This is a genomic window from Nonomuraea sp. B208 (assembly GCF_057536035.1).
The window spans coordinates 85,940-106,352 of record NZ_BAAJOU010000031.1; the positions used below are offsets into that span (position 1 = coordinate 85,940).

The 20,413-nt window shown below is 72.1% G+C and carries 16 protein-coding genes and 1 pseudogene; 9 read left to right on the plus strand and 8 right to left on the minus strand.

Annotated elements, in window-relative coordinates; translation table 11 throughout:
* The first annotated feature begins 28 nt into the window (after positions 1-28).
* Together AC27IY_RS44300 and AC27IY_RS44305 are read left to right on the plus strand one after the other, a co-directional pair.
* Positions 29-760 (plus strand): ABC transporter ATP-binding protein, encoded by a 732-nt coding sequence (locus AC27IY_RS44300; RefSeq protein ID WP_487181665.1) that lies wholly within the window; start codon positions 29-31, stop codon positions 758-760.
* Positions 757-3,120, plus strand: a complete 2,364-nt coding sequence (locus tag AC27IY_RS44305) for an ABC transporter permease (protein ID WP_487181666.1) — start codon at positions 757-759, stop codon at positions 3,118-3,120. Before AC27IY_RS44300 ends, AC27IY_RS44305 begins: the two co-directional genes overlap by 4 nt.
* Before the next feature lie 29 nt (positions 3,121-3,149).
* Here AC27IY_RS44305 and AC27IY_RS44310 read toward each other — a convergent pair whose 3' ends face one another.
* Together AC27IY_RS44310 and AC27IY_RS44315 are read right to left on the minus strand one after the other, a co-directional pair.
* Positions 3,150-4,268 (minus strand): glycosyltransferase, encoded by a 1,119-nt coding sequence (locus AC27IY_RS44310; RefSeq protein WP_423474533.1) that lies wholly within the window; start codon positions 4,266-4,268, stop codon positions 3,150-3,152.
* Positions 4,265-5,236, minus strand: a complete 972-nt coding sequence (locus tag AC27IY_RS44315) for a glucosyl-3-phosphoglycerate synthase (protein ID WP_423474532.1) — start codon at positions 5,234-5,236, stop codon at positions 4,265-4,267. Before AC27IY_RS44315 ends, AC27IY_RS44310 begins: the two co-directional genes overlap by 4 nt.
* An 18-nt stretch (positions 5,237-5,254) precedes the next feature.
* Between AC27IY_RS44315 and AC27IY_RS44320 the strand changes: the two genes are divergently transcribed.
* Complete coding sequence (locus AC27IY_RS44320) at positions 5,255-6,286, plus strand: Gfo/Idh/MocA family protein (RefSeq protein ID WP_487181667.1); 1,032 nt, start codon at positions 5,255-5,257, stop codon at positions 6,284-6,286.
* The gene (locus AC27IY_RS44325; RefSeq protein WP_449948655.1) at positions 6,279-7,382 is read left to right on the plus strand and encodes a zinc-binding dehydrogenase; all 1,104 of its coding nucleotides are present in this window, start codon (positions 6,279-6,281) and stop codon (positions 7,380-7,382) included. Before AC27IY_RS44320 ends, AC27IY_RS44325 begins: the two co-directional genes overlap by 8 nt.
* Before the next feature lie 9 nt (positions 7,383-7,391).
* Here AC27IY_RS44325 and AC27IY_RS44330 read toward each other — a convergent pair.
* The 3 genes and pseudogenes from AC27IY_RS44330 to AC27IY_RS44340 all read right to left on the minus strand — a co-directional run.
* Positions 7,392-8,636, minus strand: a pseudogene (locus AC27IY_RS44330) (MGH1-like glycoside hydrolase domain-containing protein); the annotation flags it as partial.
* Positions 8,567-9,352: a sugar phosphate isomerase/epimerase family protein gene (locus AC27IY_RS44335; protein ID WP_329584178.1), complete on the minus strand. Its 786-nt coding sequence runs from the start codon at positions 9,350-9,352 to the stop codon at positions 8,567-8,569. The gene AC27IY_RS44335 and the pseudogene AC27IY_RS44330, both read right to left, overlap by 70 nt.
* Before the next feature lie 2 nt (positions 9,353-9,354).
* Positions 9,355-10,383, minus strand: a complete 1,029-nt coding sequence (locus AC27IY_RS44340) for a zinc-dependent alcohol dehydrogenase (RefSeq protein ID WP_487181668.1) — start codon at positions 10,381-10,383, stop codon at positions 9,355-9,357.
* 241 nt (positions 10,384-10,624) lie between these two features.
* Here AC27IY_RS44340 and AC27IY_RS44345 point away from each other — a divergent pair, with 241 nt between their 5' ends.
* Genes AC27IY_RS44345 through AC27IY_RS44360 form a run of 4 tightly spaced genes read left to right on the plus strand, consistent with a single transcriptional unit; the run spans position 10,625 to position 14,898 of the window.
* Positions 10,625-11,995, plus strand: a complete 1,371-nt coding sequence (locus AC27IY_RS44345; protein ID WP_487181669.1) for an ABC transporter substrate-binding protein — start codon at positions 10,625-10,627, stop codon at positions 11,993-11,995.
* Positions 11,992-12,912: a carbohydrate ABC transporter permease gene (locus AC27IY_RS44350; protein WP_364449102.1), complete on the plus strand. Its 921-nt coding sequence runs from the start codon at positions 11,992-11,994 to the stop codon at positions 12,910-12,912. Before AC27IY_RS44345 ends, AC27IY_RS44350 begins: the two co-directional genes overlap by 4 nt.
* Positions 12,899-13,744 carry a carbohydrate ABC transporter permease gene (locus tag AC27IY_RS44355; protein ID WP_344209590.1) on the plus strand — a complete coding sequence of 282 codons (846 nt, stop codon included), beginning with the start codon at positions 12,899-12,901 and terminating at the stop codon, positions 13,742-13,744. Before AC27IY_RS44350 ends, AC27IY_RS44355 begins: the two co-directional genes overlap by 14 nt.
* Before the next feature lie 5 nt (positions 13,745-13,749).
* Entirely contained in the window at positions 13,750-14,898 is a 1,149-nt protein-coding gene (locus tag AC27IY_RS44360; RefSeq protein ID WP_371249999.1) for an ROK family transcriptional regulator, read from the plus strand.
* Here AC27IY_RS44360 and AC27IY_RS44365 read toward each other — a convergent pair.
* On the minus strand, positions 14,895-15,647 hold the full coding sequence (locus AC27IY_RS44365; RefSeq protein ID WP_487181670.1) for a helical backbone metal receptor: 753 nt from the start codon (positions 15,645-15,647) through the stop codon (positions 14,895-14,897). The two genes, AC27IY_RS44360 and AC27IY_RS44365, sit on opposite strands and share 4 nt — an antisense overlap.
* A 76-nt stretch (positions 15,648-15,723) precedes the next feature.
* Between AC27IY_RS44365 and AC27IY_RS44370 the strand changes: the two genes are divergently transcribed.
* Complete coding sequence (locus AC27IY_RS44370) at positions 15,724-16,536, plus strand: SAM-dependent methyltransferase (protein ID WP_344209596.1); 813 nt, start codon at positions 15,724-15,726, stop codon at positions 16,534-16,536.
* Positions 16,537-16,563: 27 nt separating this feature from the next.
* On the opposite strand, the gene tpx is transcribed toward AC27IY_RS44370, so the two are convergent.
* Positions 16,564-17,064 carry a thiol peroxidase gene (gene tpx / locus AC27IY_RS44375; RefSeq protein WP_344209598.1) on the minus strand — a complete coding sequence of 167 codons (501 nt, stop codon included), beginning with the start codon at positions 17,062-17,064 and terminating at the stop codon, positions 16,564-16,566.
* A 52-nt stretch (positions 17,065-17,116) separates the two neighbouring features.
* The gene (icmF, locus tag AC27IY_RS44380) at positions 17,117-20,317 is read right to left on the minus strand and encodes a fused isobutyryl-CoA mutase/GTPase IcmF (RefSeq protein ID WP_487181671.1); all 3,201 of its coding nucleotides are present in this window, start codon (positions 20,315-20,317) and stop codon (positions 17,117-17,119) included.
* Positions 20,318-20,413: the final 96 nt, after the last annotated feature.

Genomic DNA, 20,413 nt, shown 5'->3' on the forward strand with positions numbered 1-20,413 from the left:
GCCGCGCCCGGCCGACAGGCTTGAGGACATGACGGACGTGGTGCGGCTGGACGCCGTGAGCAAGGTGTACGGCAAGGGACAGGGCGCGGTGGCGGCCCTCCGCGAGGTGACGACGGGCATCCCGCGCGGGACGTTCACCGCGGTGATGGGCCCTTCTGGATCGGGCAAGAGCACGTTCCTGCACTGCGCGGCCGGCCTGGACGTGCCGTCGTCGGGGTCGGTGCGCCTCGGCGGCACGGAGCTGGCGGGCATGGGCGAGACGGAGCTGACCGAGCTGCGCAGGCGCCGGGTCGGCTTCGTGTTCCAGTCGTTCAACCTGATCCCCGCGCTGGACGTGGTGGAGAACGTCACCTTGCCCCTCCGCCTGGCGGGCGCCCGCGTGGACGGGGAGTGGCTGGCGGAGATTCTGCGCAGGGTCGGGCTGGAGGGCCGCGCCGGGCACCGGCCCGCCCAGTTGTCCGGCGGCCAGCAGCAGCGGGTCGCGATCGCGCGGGCGCTGGTGACGCGGCCGGAGGTGGTGTTCGGTGACGAGCCGACCGGGGCGCTCGACACGATGACCGCCCGCGAGGTGCTGGGCCTGCTGCGCGAGGTGGTGGAGACCATGGGCCAGACCGTGGTGATGGTGACGCACGACCCGGTGGCGGCCTCGTACGCGGGGACCGTGCTGTTCCTCGCCGACGGCCGGATCGTGGACGCGATGAGCGCGCCGACCGCCGACAAGGTGGCCGAGCGCATGACCAGGATGGGGGCGTACGCGTGATCGGCCTCGCGATCAGGACCCTGCGGCACCGCAAGGGCGCCTTCGCGGGCGCGTTCGTGGCGTTGCTGTGCGCGGCGGCGCTGGTGTGCGCCTGCCTCATGCTGCTGGAGACCGGCCTGCGCGGCGCGGTCGCCCCCGAACGGTACGCGGGCACGCCGCTCGTCGTGGCCGCCGACCAGTACGTCAGGGAGAGCGTCGACAAGGGGAAGGGCAAGACGAAGACGAAGGCCAAGCCGCTGACCGAGCGCGCCTGGCTGCCCGTCTCGGCCGCCGCCGAGCTGCGCCGCGCGCCCGGCGTGGCCAAGGTGATCACGGAGGTGACGTTCCCCTTCGGCGGGTTCACCGGGCACGGCTGGGAGTCCGCGGGGCTCACGCCGTTCACGATCGCCCAGGGGCGTGAGCCGCGGGCGGCCGGCGAGGTCGTGGTGGACGCCCGCGCCGGGCTGGCGGTCGGCGACAGGCTGCGCGGCCGGCGCGTGGTGGGCGTGACCGCGCAGGCCCTGCCGAGCCAGGACACGGTCTTCCTCAGCACCGCCGAGGCCCGCAGGCTCGCGGGCCGGCCCGACCTGGTGAGCGCCATCGGCGTCTTCGCCTCGGGCGACGTGCCCCTCCCGCGGGACGCGGTGGCGTACACCGGTGACGAGCGCGGGCGGCTGGAGTTCCTGGACGCCGAGCAGGCCAGGGTGTCGCTGATCAGCATGGGCGGCGCGCTGGCCGGGACGTCGCTGCTGGTGGCGATCCTCGTCGTGGTCGGCACGTTCGCGCTGTCGGTGCAGCAGCGGCACCGCGAGCTGGCCCTGCTGCGGGCCGTCGCCGCGACCCCGAAGCAGGTCCGCGAGCTGGTGACCGGCGAGGCGCTGCTGGTGGGCGTGGCCGCCGGGGCGCTCGGGGCGGGCGCGGGCATGGGGCTCGGCGTGTGGCTGCACGCCACGTTCGTGGCGCTCGGGACCACCCCGGCGAACCTGCGGCTGGTCGTCAGCCCGTTCCCGCCGCTGGTGGCGTTCGTGGCCACGCTCGGGGCCGCGCTGGCGGCGGCGCGGGTGTCGGCCCGGCGGATCGCGCGCATCCGTCCCGTGGAGGCGCTCGGCGAGGCCGCGCTGGACCGGGGGCGGCTCCCGTGGTGGCGGGCCGTCGTGGGGCTGGCCTGCCTGACGGGCGGGGTGGTGCTGGCGCTGGTGCTGTCGGGGCTGCGGACCGAGGCCGCGGCCACGCCCGTGACGATGCTGACGGCGCTGGTGTGGACGGTCGCCGTGACGCTGCTCGGGCCGCTGCTCGCGCGGGCGGCCGCGCGGGTGCTGCCGCTGCGGGCGGCCGGGGTGAGCGGCTTCCTGGCCTCGCGCAACCTGCGGGCCACACCCCAGGGGCTGGCCTCGGTGCTGTCGCCGCTGACCCTGCTGGTGGCCATGACGTGCACGATCCTGTTCGCCCCCGCCACGGTGGGGCAGGCGGCGCTGGAGCAGGCCGGCGCGGGGCTGCGGGCCGGCTACGTGGTCGTGGGCGCGGACGCGGCGGCGCTCGCCGAGGTGCCCGGCGTCGAGGCGGCCACCCCGGTGCTGCGCACGACGGTCCGGGTCGGGCTGGACAAGTTCTCCGCTCAGGCGCTCGCCTACGACCCGCGCACCGTGGACCTGGGCGTCACCCAGGGCTCGATGGACGGCTTCGGCGCGAAGGGCGTCGCGGTCAGCACGGCGGCCGCCGCCCGGCTCGGGATCGGCGTCGGCGACCCGCTGCGGCTCACGCTCGGCGACGGCACCCCCGCGCGGCTCACGGTGGCCGCGCTCTACGCCCGCGGGCTCGGCTTCGGCGAGCTCACCCTGCCGTACGAGCTGGTCCCCCGGCACGTGGACGACCCCTCGGGCGTCGTGCTCGTGTCGGCCCCCACGCTGGGCGCGGGCGCGCTCGCGGCGGCCCTCCCGGACGGCGCGGAGCTGTCCGGCGCCTCCGGGAACGCCGCGCCGGGCGGCGGCGCGAACCAGCAGGCCACGCTCGTCGCGCTCGGGCTGATCGTCGCCTTCACCGCGATCGCCGTGGTCAACACCGTGGCCATGGCGACCTCGGGGCGGGTCAGGGAGCTGGCGGCGCTGCGCCTGGCGGGCACCACGAAGCGGCAGGTGCTGCGCATGCTGCGGCTGGAGACGCTGGGCGCGGCGCTGGTGGCGGCGGTGCTCGGGACGGGGATCGCGCTGGTCACGCTGGCGGCGTTCGGGGCGGGCATGACGGGGTCGGCGGCGCCGTACGTGCCGCTGGGGACGTACGCGCTCGTGATCGCCGCCGCGACCGGCCTGGCCCTGCTCGCCACCTCCGTCCCGGCCCGGCTGGCGCTGCGGGTGCGACCGGCCGCCGCCGTGGCGTCCCGCTGAAGGGCCGCGAGAGCGGCCCTTCAGCGGCGTCAGGCCCCGCGCAGGACCCGCTCGTACAGCTCCAGGTAGCGCTCGCCCATCACCGACGGCGAGAAGCGGCGGCGGGCCTCCGCGCGGCACTCCTCGGGATCGATCTCGTCGATCCGCAGCAGCCACTCGGCCAGCTCCTCCTCGGTGTCGGCGAGGAAGCCGGTGCGGCCGTGGTCGATGATCTCCGGCAGGCAGCCCCGGCGCAGCCCGACGGGCGGCACGCCGAGCGCCAGCGCCTCGACGACGGCGGTGCCGCCCGGCTCGTCCCACTGGATGGGGAAGAGCGCGGCCCGCGCCGAGGCGTAGAGCCGGTCGCGCTCCTCGCCGCCCACCGCGCCGACCCACTTCACGAGGTCGTGGTCCAGGTACGGGGTCACCTGGTCGAGGTGGTAGCGCACGTCGGGGTGGCCGTGCAGCGGATGGTCGGGGTCCTGGGCCACGGCGTCCAGCTCGGCCTGGCTGTCCCGGCCGCTGACCGGCCCGGCCAGCACCAGCGGCAGCCCGAGCTTCTGGCAGACGCGGGCCGCCACGTGCTGCCCCTTCAGCCCGCAGACCCGGCCCATGACCACGAGGTGCTCGCCGCGCTCGGCCTCGACCCGCCGATCGGCGAGCGGCGTGGCCAGGTGGATCGCGCCGAGCGAGGCGGCGCGCAGGGCCTCGGGGGCGCGGGCGAGCTGCGACTCCGAGACGCCGTTCACCTTGATCGAGGACGGGAACGCGCCGTAGAAGTGCGGATGTTTGCGCAGGTCCCAGTGGAGGGTGTGGAGGACGGGCGGCCCGCCGTAGGCCGCCAGCACCGCCGGGCCCACCACCTCCAGGTGGTCGTGGACGAGGTCGATGTCGTCGCGCCCGCGCAGCTCGGCGACGATCCGCGCCTGGTGGGCGTGCGCGATGCCCATGACCTGGTTGTACGGCTTCTGCAGCTCGCCGAACTGACCGTCGTCGAAGACGCTGATCAGCTCGTCCACCTCTAAATCGCTGCTCCCTACGGAGGCGAGGACCACCTGCACGCCGCGCTCGCGCAGCGCGGGCACCAGCGTGGCGACGACGTTCTCGATCCCTCCGTAGCCGGGGGGCGGGACGGTGAGCCACGGGCCCGCGTTCATGAGGACCTTCACGCCGGATCCTCCTCAAGGACGGAGGCGAGCGGGGGGCGTTCGGCCACGGCCACGTCCACCAGGCCGGCGTCGCCGTCGAGGCCCCACTGCAGCAGCGTGTGGGCGGGCGGCTCGGAGGCCATCACCCGGCCCTGCCGCTCCAGGCGGGACCAGGCGGTGTGCATGATCTGCCCGGCCATCCGGCCGAGGGCGCTCATGTCCTGGTGGGTGTGGGTACGGTGACCGAGGTCGACCTGGGCCATGGCGTCCAGCCCGACGAGGTCGAGCAGGTCCACCAGCAGGCCGAACTCGACGCCGTACTCGGTGACGAAGGGCACCTGTTCGAGCACGGCGCGGCGGGCGGCGTACTCGCCGCCGAGCGGCTGCGCGAACCCGGCCAGCTCGGGCCAGAACATGTTGATGAGCGGCCGGGCGACCAGCTCGGTGACGCGTCCGCCGCCGCCCCGCTGAGGGACGCCGTCCGCGCCGATGTAGGGCCGCTCGTAGGTGGCCTTCACGAAGTGGACGCCGGGGTCGACCAGCAGCGGCCCGACCAGTCCCGCGATGTAGTGCGGGCCGAAGCTGCGCAGGTCGGCGTCCACGAACACGACGATGTCGCCGCTGCTGGCGGCGAGCCCCTTCCACAGGGCCTCCCCCTTGCCGGTCAGCGGGGGCAGGTGGGAGAGCACGTCGTTCTGCGCCACGACGCGGGCGCCCGCCGCGCGGGCCCGCTCGGCGGTCGCGTCGGTGGAGTTGGAGTCGACGACGAGGATCTCGTCGACGAGGGGCACGCGCTCGGCGAGCTCCCTGCGGATGACGGTGACGATGTCGCCGACCGTGCTCTCCTCGTCGCGAGCAGGCAGCACGACACTCACCGTGGTGGTTCCCTTGGCCAGCATCAAGGCGTCGACGGGCCATTCGGCGGCAGTGCTCGAATGAGGGCCGTACCACTCCTGGACCCTGGATAAGGCTCGCACATCTGTTTTCATGCAGTTGGCCCCGTTCTCATGAGGACCCGCAACCTGCCCGTTTCATGCGCCTTCGAACATCTTTGTTTGATAGCAACTGGTTGTGGCATATGCGGGGTTGTGTCCCCACTGACCCGAGTCGGCATCGTAGGTGCCGGAAATGTCGCCGCCCGTCACGCAGACGTCCTGTCCGGGTTCTCCGATGTCACGATCGCCGGGATCGCCGACACGGATCTCGCGAAGGCCGAGGCTCTCGCCTCACGGCATGGCTCCCCCGCCTATGGCAGCCACGCGGACCTGCTCAGTGCCGGCCGTCTCGATGCGGTCTATGTTTGCGTGCCTCCTTTCGCGCACGGTAACCCCGAACTGGACGTTTTGTCGTCCGACCTCCCGCTTTTCGTGGAAAAACCACTGTCTTTGGACCTCCGAACCGCGGAAACCATCGCGGCCGAAATCGACCGCAGGTCCCTTCCGTCCGCGGTCGGCCATCACTGGCGTTATCTCGACCTCCTCGACCGGGCCACGGAACTGCTGGCCGGCCGCCTCGTACGGCTCGCGATCGGCCACTGGCTGGACAAGGTCCCGCCGGTCGGCTGGTGGCTGCGGCGCGACCTGTCCGGCGGCCAAGTCGTCGAGCAGGCCGTCCACGTCCTGGACCTGGCGCGGGTGCTGGTCGGCGAGGTCACGATGGTGCACGCCGTGGCCTCGGGCGAGGCCCCCGACGGCGAGGTGGACCGGGCGTCCGCCGCCGTCCTCCGCTTCGCCGGCGGCGCGGCCGGGATGCTCGCCACCTCCTGCCTGCTCACCCGCAAGCACCGGGTGGGGCTGGAGGTCTGCGCCGACGGCATCGCGCTGGAGCTCACCGAGACGCACCTGGTGGTGGACGGCGAGCGGGTGATCGAGGACGACGGCCGCGCGAAGACCCGCGTGGACCGCGAGTTCATCGACGCCGTGCAGGGCAAGGACGCGGACGTGCGGGCCACGTACCGCGAGGCCCTGCGGACCCACCGCCTGGCCCTGGCCCTCGCCCGGTCCGCCGCCGAGGGAGGGCCGGTGACGCTCGATGGGTGAGGTGCTCACGATCGAGGCTCCCGGCAAGGTCTCGCTCGTCGAGGAGAAGCCGCCCGAGCTCCCCGAGGGCGGCTTCAGGGTGGCGACGACGCACAGCGGCGTCTCCGCCGGGACCGAGCTGACCTACGTCAAGGGCGACAACCCCTATCTGAACGCCACCTTCGACCGCGAGCTCGGCCTGTTCGTGCCGGGCACGCCGTCGATCGAGTACCCGGTCCGCGGCATCGGCTACATGCAGGTCGGCCTGGTGGTGGAGACCAGGACCGCGGCCGTGCGCGAGGGCGCGCGGGTCGCCATGGCGTACGGGCACCGCACCGCGTACGTCGCCGACCCGCTCACCGACCGCTTCGTCGAGCTGCCGGAAGACCTCGACCCGCTGCTCGGCATCTACGTCGCCCACATGGGCCCCATCTGCGCCAACGGCCTGCTGCACGCCGCCCACGACCTGTACGGCCCGGCCGCGCGGCAGCTCGGCGACGGCGTGCGCGGCCGCCGGGTCGTGGTCGTGGGCGCGGGCGTGGTCGGCCTGCTGGTGGCCTGCTTCGCGATGCACGGCGGCGCGGCCGAGGTCGTCGTCGTGGACGAGACCCCGGCCAGGCTGGAGGTCGCCGCGGCCCTCGGCGCGGACGTGCTGTCAACGGATGATGACCCGGCCGTTACGCTGAAGCGGCGCTGGCGGCACGCCCCGCAGGACCGGGGCGCGGACGTGGTGTTCCAGTGCCGCGGCCGGGCCCGCGCGCTCGCCCTCGGGCTGCGCCTGCTCCGCCCCCAGGGCACGCTGGTGGACCTGGCCTTCTACACCGAGGGCGCGGACGAGGTGCGGCTCGGCGAGGAGTTCCACCACAACGGCCTGTCGGTGCGCTGCGCGCAGATCGGCAGGGTGCCGCGCGGGCTGGCGCACGCCTGGGACAGGGAGCGGCTGTCGTACGAGACGATCGGCCTGCTCAGGGAGTGGGGCCCCCTGCTACGCCGGCACCTGGTCACCGATGTCGTCGGCTTCCGTGACGCTCCCCAGCTCCTCGGCGACCTCGCCGCCCGCCGGCGTCAGAGCCTCCAGGCCGTGCTCCGCCACGAGGTCGAGGAGGAGGGCCGCTGACCAGCTGAAGTCCGAGCAGCCGTGGCCGCGCAGCGTGAACGGGTCGAAGTACTCCCGAAAGCCCGACCTGGTGATCACCCGCACGATCCCCTCGGCGACCGGCCGGGCCAGCTCGGGGCGGTGCTCGCTGAGCCCCTGCCAGATCAGCCAGCTCAGGTTGACCCAGCTCGGCCCGCGCCAGTAGCGCACCGGGTCGAAGTCGGGCGCGGCCGGCGAGAAGCTGGGCAGCACGCCGTCCTTGAGCGCGAACCGGTCGAGCGCGGTCGAGATCAGCCTCTCGACCACGTCGCCCGGCAGGCCGGGCAGCAGGAGCGGGGTGAGGCCGGCGGCGCTGTCGGAGCGGATCACCTGGCCGGCGACCAGGTCGCGGGGCTGGAAGAGCGCGCCGTCCCACAGGTGCTCGACCATGGCGGCGGTGACGGCGGCGGCCTCGCGCCGGTGTGGCCCGGGGTCGAGGCCGAGCTCGGCGGCGATCAGCGCGAGCACGTGCTCGGCCTGCCCGTAGGCGGCGTTGAACAGCGGGTCCTCGACCTGGAACGCGCCGGGCGTGCGGTAGCCGGAGTCGCGGTAGGCCCTGGCGAGGGCGACGTACCGCTCGTAGTCGCGGTCGGTGGGCCGCTCGTCGGCGTCGACGGTGCTGAGGTCGCGCCGGACGTAGCCGGTGGGGCGGTCGTGGACGGCCCGCAGCGGCTGGTCCCAGGCCGGGCTGTTGTCCATGCCCGACTCCCACGGGTGCACGATCGAGATCAGGCCCTCGGGCGAGCGCCGGGCCGTGCGCAGGAACTCCTGCTGGGCCACGAGCTTGGGGTAGACGCGGCGCAGGAACGCCGGGTCGGGCTCGGCCAGATGGGTCTTCCACGCGGCCAGCGCGTGCACCGGCGGCTGCACGATGCCGGAGGTCGCGGTGCCGGACGGCGCGCGGACCTGCCAGAAGTCGGGGCCGGGGAAGTAGGCGCCGTCGGACACCCGGGGGTTGAACACGATGTGCGGCACCCGGCCGTCGCGCCACTGCGCGCCGAGGAGGCTGAGCAACTCGGCCCGGCCGCGCCGCGGCGACCAGCGTGAATGGCCGATGGCGATGAAGGCGGAGTCCCAGCTCCACTGGTGGGGGTACAGGCGGCGGGAGGGGACCGTGTGGTTGCCGTCCCAGTTCGACACCAGGACGCGCACGGCCTCGCGCGGGATCACAGGAACTTCCGTACGAACGCGGCGGTCTGCGGGAGCACGACCTCGGGCTCGCCGCGCAGGCGGCATTCGAGCGCGAGGTAGCCGTCGTAGCCGTAGGCGTCGAGGGTGGCGAGCTGGGCGCCCCAGTCGAGGTGGCCGGTGCCCGGCTGGTGCCGGTTGGACTCGCTGATCTGCATGTGGGCGAGGTAGGGGGCGGCCTCGGCCAGCGCGCGGCAGGGGTCGTCCTCCTCGATGTTCATGTGGTAGGTGTCGCCGACGACCCTGATGGAGTCCATGGCGCAGTACGAGACCGCGTCGGCGAGCGTGTTGACCATGTGGTTCTCGTACCGGTTGAGCGGTTCGAGCATGATCAGGACGCCGTTGCGCTGCGCGTGCTCGCCGAGGACGCCGAGCGCCTCGGTCAGCACCTCGCGGTCCTGCTCGGCGCTGCGCGGCGGCTCGAACGGCGGCAGCCGGAGCGAGAACTGGCCCCAGGAGGCGGGGGTCATGACGCCGATGCCGCCGAGCTCGCCGATGACGGTGAGCTGCGAGCGGAGCTGCTGGATCGCGTCCTTGCGCTTGGCGGGGTCGAAGTCGCCGATGAAGTGCGGCATGTCCACGCAGACCGTCGGCATGACGACGCCGTCGGCCAGCGCCCGCTTGAGCTCGGTGAGGCGGCCGGCGAAGTGGAAGTCGCCCTTGCCACGCAGCTCGATCGCGTCGAAGCCGGCCTCGACGGCGAAGGCGAACTTCTCCTGAAGGGAGCGGCCGGGCAAGAGTTGCTCCTGGACGGCGAGCTTCACGGTCACTCCTCGAATCGGAAGATGAGCTGGAGCACCTCGGACGGGTGCTTGTCGAGCAGGTCGAACGCCTCGGCGGCCCGCTCGACGGGGACGACGTGGGTGATCAGCTCGGCGACCTCGACCTCGCCGCGGTGCACGAGCTCCATGAAGGTGCGCTGGAGGCGTTCGACGTCCCAGCGGTGGCTGAGCCACGAGGCGACGCCGCCGATCTGGGAGGAGACGAGCTGGACCTGGTTGTGGTGGAACTCCTCGCCGAGCCGCAGCCCGACGCCGTCGCCCTGGTAGAAGCCGGCGGCCACGACCCGGCCGCCCTTGCGTACGGTCCTGATGGCCTCGTGCAGGCCGAGGTGGGTGCCGCTGAGCTCGATGACGGTGTCGGCGCCCGCGAGGCGCTTGCGGGTGAACTCGGCGACGGAGCCGGCGCGCACGTCGAAGGTCTCGGCCGCGCCGAACCTCCTGGCCAGCTCCAGCCGGTCGGGGATGGCGTCGGCGGCGACCACGCGGGCGCCGCTGAGCACGGCGAGGCGGGTGGCCAGCAGGCCGATGACGCCCTGGCCGAAGATCGCGACCTGGTCGCCGAGGTGGATGTCGGCGGCGTGCACGGCGTTGAGCGCGATGGCGCCGACGCGGGCGAAGACGCCGCCGAGCGCGTCGGCGCCGGGCGGCAGCACGTGGCCGACCAGCTTCTCGGCGGGGACGACGGCCTCGGCCCGGTGGCCCCAGATGCCCCAGACGAGGCTGCCGACGGGCGGGTCGGCGACGTCGGGGGCCGCCTCCACCACCTCGCCGACCTCCTGGTAGCCCCAGCCGCTCAGGGGGTAGGCGTGCGTGCTGCCCTCGACGAAGAGGCGGCGCTCGGTGTCCCACTTGCGGTTGAGGTAGGGGTTGGTTCCGCGGTAGGCGGTGAGCTCGGTGCCTGCCGAGACGCCTGAGTAGATCGTCCGGACCCGGACGGAGCCGGGGACGATTTCGGCGGGAGCTTCCAGGCCGACGCGGACACGGCCCGGCTCCTCGAACGTGATGACGCGCATTCCCCACACTTACGCTTAATGATCAAACAGAAGTAGAAGATTTATTGGTCTTTTGCACACGATAGTTGCGCCCGTAACCGGCGTAAGTCTACGGCTTCCGCGCGATGCGGCTGAGGTAATTGGGGTTTCTGACCGCGTGTCTTGTGGAAAGCGACCTTACCGGTCCCGGCGTGGCCTGGCGGACGTTGCGGCAACTGCTCCCGGGGTAAGGGCGGCATATCCCCGAACGGAGGAGCGTGCAATGCCGAAGAAGGTTTCCGCCGTCCTCTCCGCCGCCCTGCTGGTGACCGCCACGCTGACCGCCTGCGGCGGCGGCGGCGAGGAGCAGGGCGCGGCCCCCAAGATCACGGTGTGGACCGAGGAGAACCTAGAGGACCGCATGGCGGTGCAGAGGCAGATCATCGCCGAGTTCACCAGGAAGACCGGCGTCCAGGTGGAGCTGGTGGGCGTCGCCGAGGACCAGTTCAGCCAGACCGTGACCGCCGCGGCCGCCGCCGACGACCTGCCCGACGTCATCGGGGCGCTGCCCCTCGCGTCGGTACGGGAGCTGGAGGCCAACGACCTGCTCGACACCGAGACCCCCGGCAGGATCGTGGACCGGCTCGGCCGGGACACCTTCTCCCCCCGCGCGCTGGAGCTCGACACGGCGAACGGCAAGCTGCTGGCCGTGCCGAGCGACGGATGGGCGCAGTTGATCCTCTACCGCAAGGACCTGTTCGAGAAGGCCGGGCTGCGACCGCCGGACACGTACGAGGCGCTGGAGGCCGCCGCGCGAAAGCTGAACACCGCCGGGACGGCCGGGATCACGCTGGCGATCGCGCCGAAGGACTCGTTCACGGCGCAGAGTTTCGAGCACGTGGCGCTGGCGAACGGGTGCCAACTGGTCGACAATTCCGGAAATGTCGTTCTTAATTCGCCGCCATGCGTCAAGGCATTCGAGTTCTATGCGAACCTGGCCAAAAATTACTCGGTCAAGGGCAAACAGGACGTCGACACCACGAGAGCCACGTACTTCTCCGGCAAGGCGGCCATGATGATCTGGTCGTCGTTCATCCTGGACGAGCTGGCCGGGCTCAGGAAGGACGCGCTGCCGAGCTGCCCGGAATGCCGGAAGGACCCGGAGTGGCTGGCCAAGAACACCGGCATCGTCACCGCGCTCAAGGGCCCTGACGGGAGCGCCCCCGCCCAGTACGGCGAGATCGTCTCGTGGGCGATCACCCGTGACGCGGCCAAGGATCCGGCGAGCGCGTTCGTGACGTACATGATGGACGAGGGCTACGCGCGCTGGCTCGGCATGGCCCCCGAGGGCAAGTTCCCCACCAGGACGAATTTCGCCGAGCAGTGGGACAAGCTGCCCGCCGGCGTCGACACCAAGAAGCCGCTGTCGGAGATCTACCCGGCCGACGTGCTCACCACCCTGCGCGAGAGCCCCGACACCTTCGCCCGCTGGGGCATCCCCCAGGGCCAGGGCAAGCTGGTCGGCGCCACCATGGGCGAGCTGCCGGTGCCGAAGGCGCTGAGCGCGCTGGTCGACGGCTCGCTCACCCCGCAGGCCGCCGCTGACCAGGCCAAGGCCGACGTCGAGTCCATCAAGCGCGGGATCAGAGAGTGAGCCGGACTCCTGCCCGCACCCTGCGGCAGCAGGAGGGCCGGGCCGGACTGTCGCTGATCTCGCCGACGCTCGTCATCACGCTGGTCGTGGTGGTGCTGCCGCTGCTGTGGGCGATCATGCTGGCGTTCCAGGACGCCCGGCTGATCAACATCCGGCGGACCGGCGTCTTCGGCCACTACACGCTGGAGAACTTCGGCTACGTCGTCTCCGAGCCGGGTTTCTGGTCGTCGCTGGTCAACACGCTCGTCTACACGGTGGCCGGCACCGGGCTGTCCATCGTGATCGGGCTGGTGGCCGCGCTGGCGCTGCGCGACAGGTTCCGGGGGCGGACGCTGGTGCGGGCCTCGATCCTCATCCCGTACGTGGCGCCCGTCGTGGCCGTGGCGTTCCTGTGGGAGACGATGCTCAACCCGCAGTACGGCATCGTCAACACCTGGCTGCGCGAGCCGATCGCCTTCCTCACCCAGGCCAAGGGCGAGTTCCTGGGCGTGCAGGTGCCGGTGGCGCTGCTCACGGTGATCGCGTTCGAGGCGTGGCGGTACTTCCCGTTCGCGTTCCTGTTCATCCTGGCCCGCCTCCAGGCGCTGCCGGCCGAGCTGGACGAGGCCGCGGTCGTGGACGGCGCGACGCCGACCCAGCGCTTCCGTTACGTGATCATGCCGCAGCTCTGGCGGACGATCGCGCTGCTGTCGGTGCTGCGCTTCGTGTTCACCTTCACCAAGTTCGACGACGTCTACCTGCTGACCGGCGGCGGGGCCGGCACCGAGGTGGTCAGCGTACGGGTCTACAACTTCCTGACCTCGCGCGACGACATCGGGGCCGCGGCCGCGCAGGCCCTCGTCCTCGCCGTGTTCCTGGTCGTCTTCCTGGCCATCTACCTGCGGTTCTTCGCGGGAGGCGAACGTGAGCAGAGATAGGTTCGAGCGCGGGCTGCTGCGGGTGCTGAAGCCGGTGGTGATCCTGGTGCTCTTCCTGGCCACCGCCTTCCCGTTCCTCTACATGGTGACGCTGTCGGTCCGCGACATCCAGGAGCTCATCCTGGACCCGGGCTCGATCTGGCCGGAACGGTTCACCCTCGACACCTACGTGGACGTCCTGACCAGGCAGGGCTTCCTGACGTTCATGCGCAACAGCGCGATCGTGGCGGTCGCGTCGGTGGCGGTCACGCTGCTGATCTCGATCCCGGGGGCGTACGCGGTGGCGCGGCTGAGCTTCTTCGGCCGGCGGCAGGTGCACTTCCTGTTCCTCGCGGTGTACCTGTTCCCGGCGATCGTGCTGGCCATCCCGCTGTTCGTGCTCTTCACCATGCTCGGGCTGCGCGGGTCACTGGTGGGCCTGATCCTCGTGTATATCGCGCAAACGGTGCCCGTCACGGTATACATGCTCCGCAACTACTTCGAGACCGTGCCGCAGAGCGTGGAGGAGGCGGCCGCGATCGACGGGTGCACGAGACTGTCGACCATCTGGCGCGTGGTGCTGCCGCTGTCGAAGCCCGCGCTGATGGCCACGGGACTCTATGTCTTCATGATCGCCTGGAACGAGTTCCTGTTCGCCCTGCTCTTCCTGGTGGACAAGCGCGAGAGCTGGACGGTCTCCCTCGGGCTGTCCCAGCTCGCGGGGAGCATCGAGATCCCGACGACGGTGCTGATGGCGGGATCGGTGGTCCTCACGCTGCCGATCGTGATCGTGTTCTTCGCCAGTGAACGCCTGCTGACCGAAGGGCTGACGGCTGGAGCAGAGAAGGGATAGCACGCATGCTGACGGCAGGGCAGATCCTCCAGTTCATCCGGAACGGCACCTGCCGGACACGCAAGGAACTCATCGAGCACACCGGCCTGTCCCGTTCGACCATCACCGACCGGGTCGATCGGCTCATCGACGCCGGCTACATCCACGAGTCCGGCGTCGGGGCGTCCGGGGGCGGGCGACCGCCCTCGGTCCTCGACGTGGACGCGGGGCGGCGCCTGATGCTCGTCGCCGACCTCGGCGCCATCCACGCGCGGGTGGCGCTCACCGACCTGGCGGCCCGCCCGCTCGGCGAGGAGAGCGCCGGCCTGCGCATCGACCTCGGCCCCGAGGCGGTGCTGTCGTGGGTGCGCGAGAGCTTCCAGCGGTTACTGGACCGGGCCGGCCGGCCGCGGAGCGACGTGTGCGGCATCGGGATCGACCTGCCGGGCTCCGTCGACCACGTCGGCGGGCGGGTGATCCGCTCCTTCCTCATGCCCGGCTGGGACGACTTCCCGGTGAGCGAGGCCGTCGGCGCGGGCTACGACGTGCCGATCCTGGTCGAGAACGACGCCAACGCGATGGCGCTGGGCGAGTGGTGGGCGTCCTGGCGGGAGAGCCACGCGCTGGTCCTCGTCAAGGTCTCGACCGGCATCGGCACCGGCATCGTGCTCGACGGTCAGGTCTACCGGGGCGTCGAGGAGGCCGCGGGCAACATCGGGCACGTCCGCATCCGTGAGGGCGACGACCGCGTGTGCACCTGCGGCTCGCGCGGCTGCGTGGCCTCGCTGGCGAGCGGGCGGGCCCTCGCCGCCGACCTCGGCCAGGAGTCCAGCCTGGACGTGGTCCGGCTGGTGCAGGCGGGCGACCCGACGGCCATCGCCCGCACCCAGGAGGCCGGGCGCACGCTCGGCGTGGTGCTGGCCACGGCGGTCAGCCTGCTCAACCCGGCCGTGCTGGTGCTGGCCGGGGACATGGCCGAGACGCGGGAGCACTATCTGACCGGGATCCGCGAGGTCGTCTACCGGCGGAGCCTGCCGTACACGACGAGGAACCTGGAGATCGTCACCTCGTCGCTGGGCGGCCGGGCGGGCGTCACCGGGATGGCGGTGATCGTGATGGAGCACGTGCTCTCCGCCGCCGCCGTGGACGCCGCCCTGCGGCCCAAGCCGGCCTAGCCGACGCCCAGTGCGCGCGGGACCGCGCGGGCGGCCTCGGTCAGCGACGGGCCGTACCACGTGAGCAGCCGCCCGCTGACCAGCGCGCAGTCGAGGCCGGGGAAGCACTCGGGGCCGTCGTCCGCGGCGAAGGCGTAGGGCTCGTCGGGCAGGACCACGAGGCCGGGCCGGCGCGCCACCAACTCGGCGAGCGGGACCTTGGGATAGCGCTCGGCGTGACCGGCGTAGAGGTTGTCCACCCCGAGGCGGCGCAGCACGTCGCCGGCGAAGGTGTCGCGGCCGACCACCATCCAGGGCCGCCGCCAGATCGGGACGATCGCCGTGCGCCGGCCGGCCGGGGGCGGCAGCCGCCAGGCGTCCTCCGCCGCGTCCAGCCAGGCCGGGCGGGCGGTGCGGCAGGCGTGCAGGAACATCCGCTCCAGCGAGGCGAACGCCTGCTCCAGCGTCTCGATCCTGGTGACCCACACGGCGAGCCCGGCCGCGCGCAGCGCCTCCAGGTCGGCCGGGCGGTTCTCCTCCTCGTTGGCCAGCACCACGTCGGGCCGGAGCCGGACGATCGCCTCCACGTCGGGGTTCTTGGTGCCGCGCACCCTCGCCACGTCGAGGTCGGCGGGGTGTGAGCACCAGTCGGTCGCGCCCACCAGGGCGCCGGGCACGGTCGCCGCCACGGCCTCGGTCAGCGACGGCACCAGGGACACGATCCGCCGCACGGTCTCCGGAACCGTCACCGGGACGCCGATGTCATCCACAAGGCTCCCTTTCTGTCGGCGGATGTCCGTAGAATCGGGACCGATGATGATCAACTCCTGATCGGGGGTACGGCGGTTGGACCAGAAGTCCCTCGGCTTCGATCCGCACACGCCCAACGTAGCCCGGCTCTACGACTACTACCTCGGGGGCAAGGACCACTTCCCGGCCGACCGCGAGGCGGCCGAGCGGGTCCTCCGGGTGGCTCCGGAGACGCGGGCCGCGGCGCGGGCCAACCGCGCCTTTCTGGGCCGGGCGGTCCGCCACCTCGCCGAGGCGGGCATCCGGCAGTTCCTGGACATCGGCACGGGGCTGCCGGCGCAGGACAGCGTGGACCAGGTCGCCGCCAAGGTGGCCCCGGACTCGCGGGTCGTCTACGTCGATCTCGACCCGGTCGTGCTGGTGCACGCGCGGGCGCTGCTGTGCGGCCGGCCCGGCACCGTCGTGGTGCAGGGCGACCTGCGCAAGCCCCGCGACATCATCGACCATCCCGAGGTGCTCGGGGCGATCGACTTCAGCCGGCCGGTGGGCGTGCTGCTGGTGGCGGTCATGCACTTCGTGGCCGAGGCCGACCGGCCGCGGGAGATCCTTGCGACCCTGCGCGAGGCGATGGCCCCCGGCAGCTACCTCGTGCTCTCCCACGGGGTCCTCGACGCCTCCGGCCCCCGGCGCGCCGCCGCGCAGCGGGCCACCGAGGTCTACGAACGCTCGAACGCGCCGCTCACGCTGCGCGAACGGGGGCGCATCCTGGAGTTGTTCGACGGGTTCGCGCTGGAGGACCCCGGCCTGGTCTGGCTCCCCGAGTGGCATCCCGAGCCGGCCGACACCGTCGACTTCGTGGCGGCCCCCGACTCCTCGCTCACCCTGTGCGGCGTCGCCAGGAAGCTCTAGGACGCCGCACCGGGTGAGCACGCCCGCCTACTTCAGCGCGGCGAGCGCGCCGTCGTAGTCGGGCTCCTGCGTGATCTCCGGCACGAGCTCGGAGTAGACCACCTTGTTGTCGCCGTCGAGCACGACGACCGCGCGGGCGGCGAGGCCCGCGAGCGGCCCCGACTCCTGCGCCACGCCGTAGTCCCGCAGGAACTCGCGGCCGCGCATGAGCGACAGCATGGTCACGTTGTCCAGCCCCTCCGCGCCGCAGAACCGCTTCTGCGCGAACGGCAGGTCGGCCGAGACGCACAGCACCTTCACGTCCGGGTGCTCGGCGGCCACCTCGTTGAAGCGGCGCACCGAGGCGGCGCAGACGCCGGTGTCGACGCTCGGGAAGATGTTGAGCACCTTGGTCGACGCGCCGAGGTCGGCCAGCGACAGCTCGGCGAGGTCGCCGCCCACCAGCCGGAAGTCAGGGGCGCTGTCGCCCGGCTTCGGGAAGGTGCCTCCCACGGTGATCGGGTTGCCCTTGAAGGTGACGTCGGACATGAAAAAGCCTCCTGAATACCGATGTTTCCCCGATCGCCGATCCTACGACGGCTCACACGTTGCGCCGGTATTGGCCACCCGCCTCGAACAGGGCCTCGGTGATCTGCCCGAGCGAGCAGTGCCTGGCCGCCTCCATGAGGACCGCGAAGGCGTTCTCGTCCGACATCGCCGCCTCGCGCAGCCGGGCGAGCTGCCTCGGGGCCTCCTCCCGATGGCGCTCGTGGAAGGCGCGCAGCCGGTCGAGCTGCGACTGCTTCTCCTCCTCGGTGCCGCGGGCCAGCTCCAGCTGGTGCGGCGCCGGCTCGTCGCCGTCGTCCTTGGTGAAGGTGTTGACGCCGACGATCGGCAGCGAGCCGTCGTGCTTGCGCATCTCGTACAGCATGGACTCGTCCTGGATGCGGCCGCGCTGGTAGCCGGTCTCCATCGCGCCGAGCACGCCGCCGCGGTCCGACAACCGCTCGAACTCGGCCAGCACCGCCTCCTCCACCAGGTCCGTCAGCTCCTCGACGATGAACGAGCCCTGCAGCGGGTTCTCGTTGCGCGCCAGGCCCCATTCGCGGTTGATGATGAGCTGGATCGCCATCGCGCGGCGGACCGAGTCGGCCGACGGGGTGGTGACGGCCTCGTCGAAGGCGTTGGTGTGCAGGCTGTTGCAGTTGTCGTAGATCGCGATGAGCGCCTGCAGGGTGGTGCGGATGTCGTTGAAGTTCATCTCCTGGGCGTGCAGCGACCGGCCCGAGGTCTGGATGTGGTACTTGAGCTTCTGCGAGCGCTCGCCGGCGCCGTAGCGCTCGCGCATGGCGATCGCCCAGACGCGGCGGGCCACCCGGCCGAGCACGCTGTACTCGGGGTCCATGCCGTTGGAGAAGAAGAACGACAGGTTCGGCGCGAAGTCGTCCACCTTCATGCCCCTCGCGAGGTACGCCTCCACGTAGGTGAAGCCGTTGGCGAGGGTGAAGGCGAGCTGGCTGATCGGGTTCGCCCCGGCCTCGGCGATGTGGTAGCCGGAGATCGAGACCGAGTAGAAGTTGCGCACGCCGTTGCGGATGAACCACTCCTGGATGTCGGCCATCATCCGCAGGCTGAACTCGGTGGAGAAGATGCAGGTGTTCTGGCCCTGGTCCTCCTTCAGGATGTCGGCCTGCACCGTGCCGCGCACGGTGGCGAACGTGCGCGCGGCGAGCTCCCGGTCCTCGCGCTCGTCGGGCTCGCGGCCGTGCTCGGCCCGGAAGCGCGCCCTGACCTGGTCGAGCGCGGTGTTGAGGTAGAACGCGAGGATCGTCGGGGCGGGGCCGTTGATGGTCATCGACACCGACGTGTCGGGCGCCGTCAGGTCGAAGCCGTCGTAGAGCGCCTTCATGTCGTCGAGCGTGGCGATCGACACGCCCGAGGTGCCGACCTTGCCGTAGATGTCCGGGCGCGGGTCGGGGTCGTTGCCGTAGAGGGTGACCGAGTCGAACGCGGTGGACAGGCGGGTCGCGGGCTGGCCGGCCGACAGCAGCTTGAAGCGCCGGTTGGTGCGGAACGGGTCGCCCTCGCCGGCGAACATCCGGGTCGGGTCCTCGTCGTCGCGTTTGAACGGGAACACCCCGGCGGTGAACGGGAACGCCCCCGGCAGGTTCTCCGCGCGCAGGAAGCGCAGCAGGTCGCCGTGGTCGCTGTAGCGGGGCAGGGCCACGCGCGGGATGCGGTTGCCGGACAGCGTCTCGCGCCACAGCGGGGTGTGGATCTCCTTGTCGCGGACCTTGACCACCAGCTCGTCGGCCCGGTAGCGCTCGACCGTCGCGGGCCAGGCGGCGAGCAGCGCGCGGCTCTCGTCGGTCAGCTCGCGCTCGGCGCGGTCCTGGAGGTCCCGTAGCCGCTCGTCGTCCCCTGTCAGGAGGTCGCGGACGGCGGCGAGCTGCTGGCGGCGGCGGGCCGCCTCGGCCTGGGCCAGCGTCTCGGCGTGGTAGCCGCGTACGGTCTCGGCGATCTCGGCGAGGTAGCGGGCGCGGGCGGGCGGGACGATCGCGGCCGACGCCTGCGAGGTGCGGCCGGCGACCTTCGGCAGCAGCCCGGGGCCGGGCTCCGGCAGCAGCAGGCCCCTGAGGTGGTGGTAGAGGGCCGTGACGCCGGCGTCGTTGTAGCGGGAGGCGATGGTGCCGAAGACCGGCATGTCGTCGGGGCGGGCGGAGAACGCCTCGCGGTTGCGTACGAGCTGGCGGCGGACGTCGCGCAGGGCGTCCTCGGCGCCGCGGCGCTCGTACTTGTTGATCACCACGGCCTCGGCGAAGTCCAGCATGTCGATCTTCTCCAGCTGGGAGGCCGCGCCGAACTCGGGCGTCATCACGTAGATGGGCACGTCCACGTGCGGGACGATGCCGGCGTCGCCCTGGCCGATGCCCGGCGTCTCGACGATCACCAGGTCGTACCCGGCGGCGCGGCAGGCGGCGATCACGTCGTCGAGGCAGGTGGGCACCTCGTTGGGCGCGCCGCGGGTGGCCAGGGAGCGGAAGTAGACCTGGGGGCCCAGGCTGTTCATCCTGATGCGGTCGCCGAGCAGCGCGCCGCCGCCGCGCCGGCGGGTGGGGTCGATGGCGACGATCGCGATGCGCAGCTTGTCGTCGTTGTCCACGCGGAAGCGGCGTACCAGCTCGTCGGTCAGCGAGGACTTGCCTGAGCCGCCCGTACCGGTGATGCCGAGCACCGGCGCGCGCCGCTCGCCCGCGGCGCGCCTGAGCGCGTCGGTCAGCGGCTCGGGGGCGCGGCCCGACTCGATGAGCGTGATCGCGCGGGCCAGCGCCGCCTGGTCGCCGGAGAGCACGGCCTCCGGCGCGGGCGGGTCGCCCAGCTCGTGGTCGCAGTCCTCGATCAGTTTGTTGATCATGCCGGGCAGGCCGTAGCGCTGGCCGTCCTCCGGCGAGAAGATGCGGGTGACGCCGCGCGAGTGCAGCAGCTCGATCTCCTCGGGGACGATCACGCCTCCGCCGCCGCCGAACACCTTGACGTGCCCGGCGCCGCGCTCGCGCAGCAGCTCCACCAGGTAGGTGAAGAACTCGACGTGCCCGCCCTGGTACGAGCTGATCGCCACGCCCTGGACGTCCTCCTGGATGGCGGCGGTGACGATCTCGTCGACCGACCGGTTGTGCCCGAGGTGGATCACCTCGGCGCCTTGCGACTGCAGGATGCGCCGCATGATGTTGATCGCCGCGTCATGGCCGTCGAACAGGGCCGCGGCGGTCACGAAACGCACGGGGTTCACCGGGACGTGCACGCCTGATCACTCCTTTGTGAGGGGCTCTCCTCCCAAGATACTAGGACGTCCTACTATTTCCCAGGAACCTGTGGGGTAGGGGACCCGGCGAGGAGG

Coding starts and splice junctions, on each gene's coding strand:
- AC27IY_RS44340 (WP_487181668.1), bottom strand. CDS start 10,383: ATGCGCGTCATCACGTTCGAGGAGCCGGGCCGTGTCCGCGTCGGCCTG.
- AC27IY_RS44315 (WP_423474532.1), bottom strand. CDS start 5,236: ATGAAAACAGATGTGCGAGCCTTATCCAGGGTCCAGGAGTGGTACGGC.
- AC27IY_RS44345 (WP_487181669.1), top strand. CDS start 10,625: ATGCCGAAGAAGGTTTCCGCCGTCCTCTCCGCCGCCCTGCTGGTGACC.
- AC27IY_RS44360 (WP_371249999.1), top strand. CDS start 13,750: ATGCTGACGGCAGGGCAGATCCTCCAGTTCATCCGGAACGGCACCTGC.
- AC27IY_RS44300 (WP_487181665.1), top strand. CDS start 29: ATGACGGACGTGGTGCGGCTGGACGCCGTGAGCAAGGTGTACGGCAAG.
- AC27IY_RS44320 (WP_487181667.1), top strand. CDS start 5,255: ATGAGGACCCGCAACCTGCCCGTTTCATGCGCCTTCGAACATCTTTGT.
- AC27IY_RS44325 (WP_449948655.1), top strand. CDS start 6,279: ATGGGTGAGGTGCTCACGATCGAGGCTCCCGGCAAGGTCTCGCTCGTC.
- tpx (WP_344209598.1), bottom strand. CDS start 17,064: ATGTCCGACGTCACCTTCAAGGGCAACCCGATCACCGTGGGAGGCACC.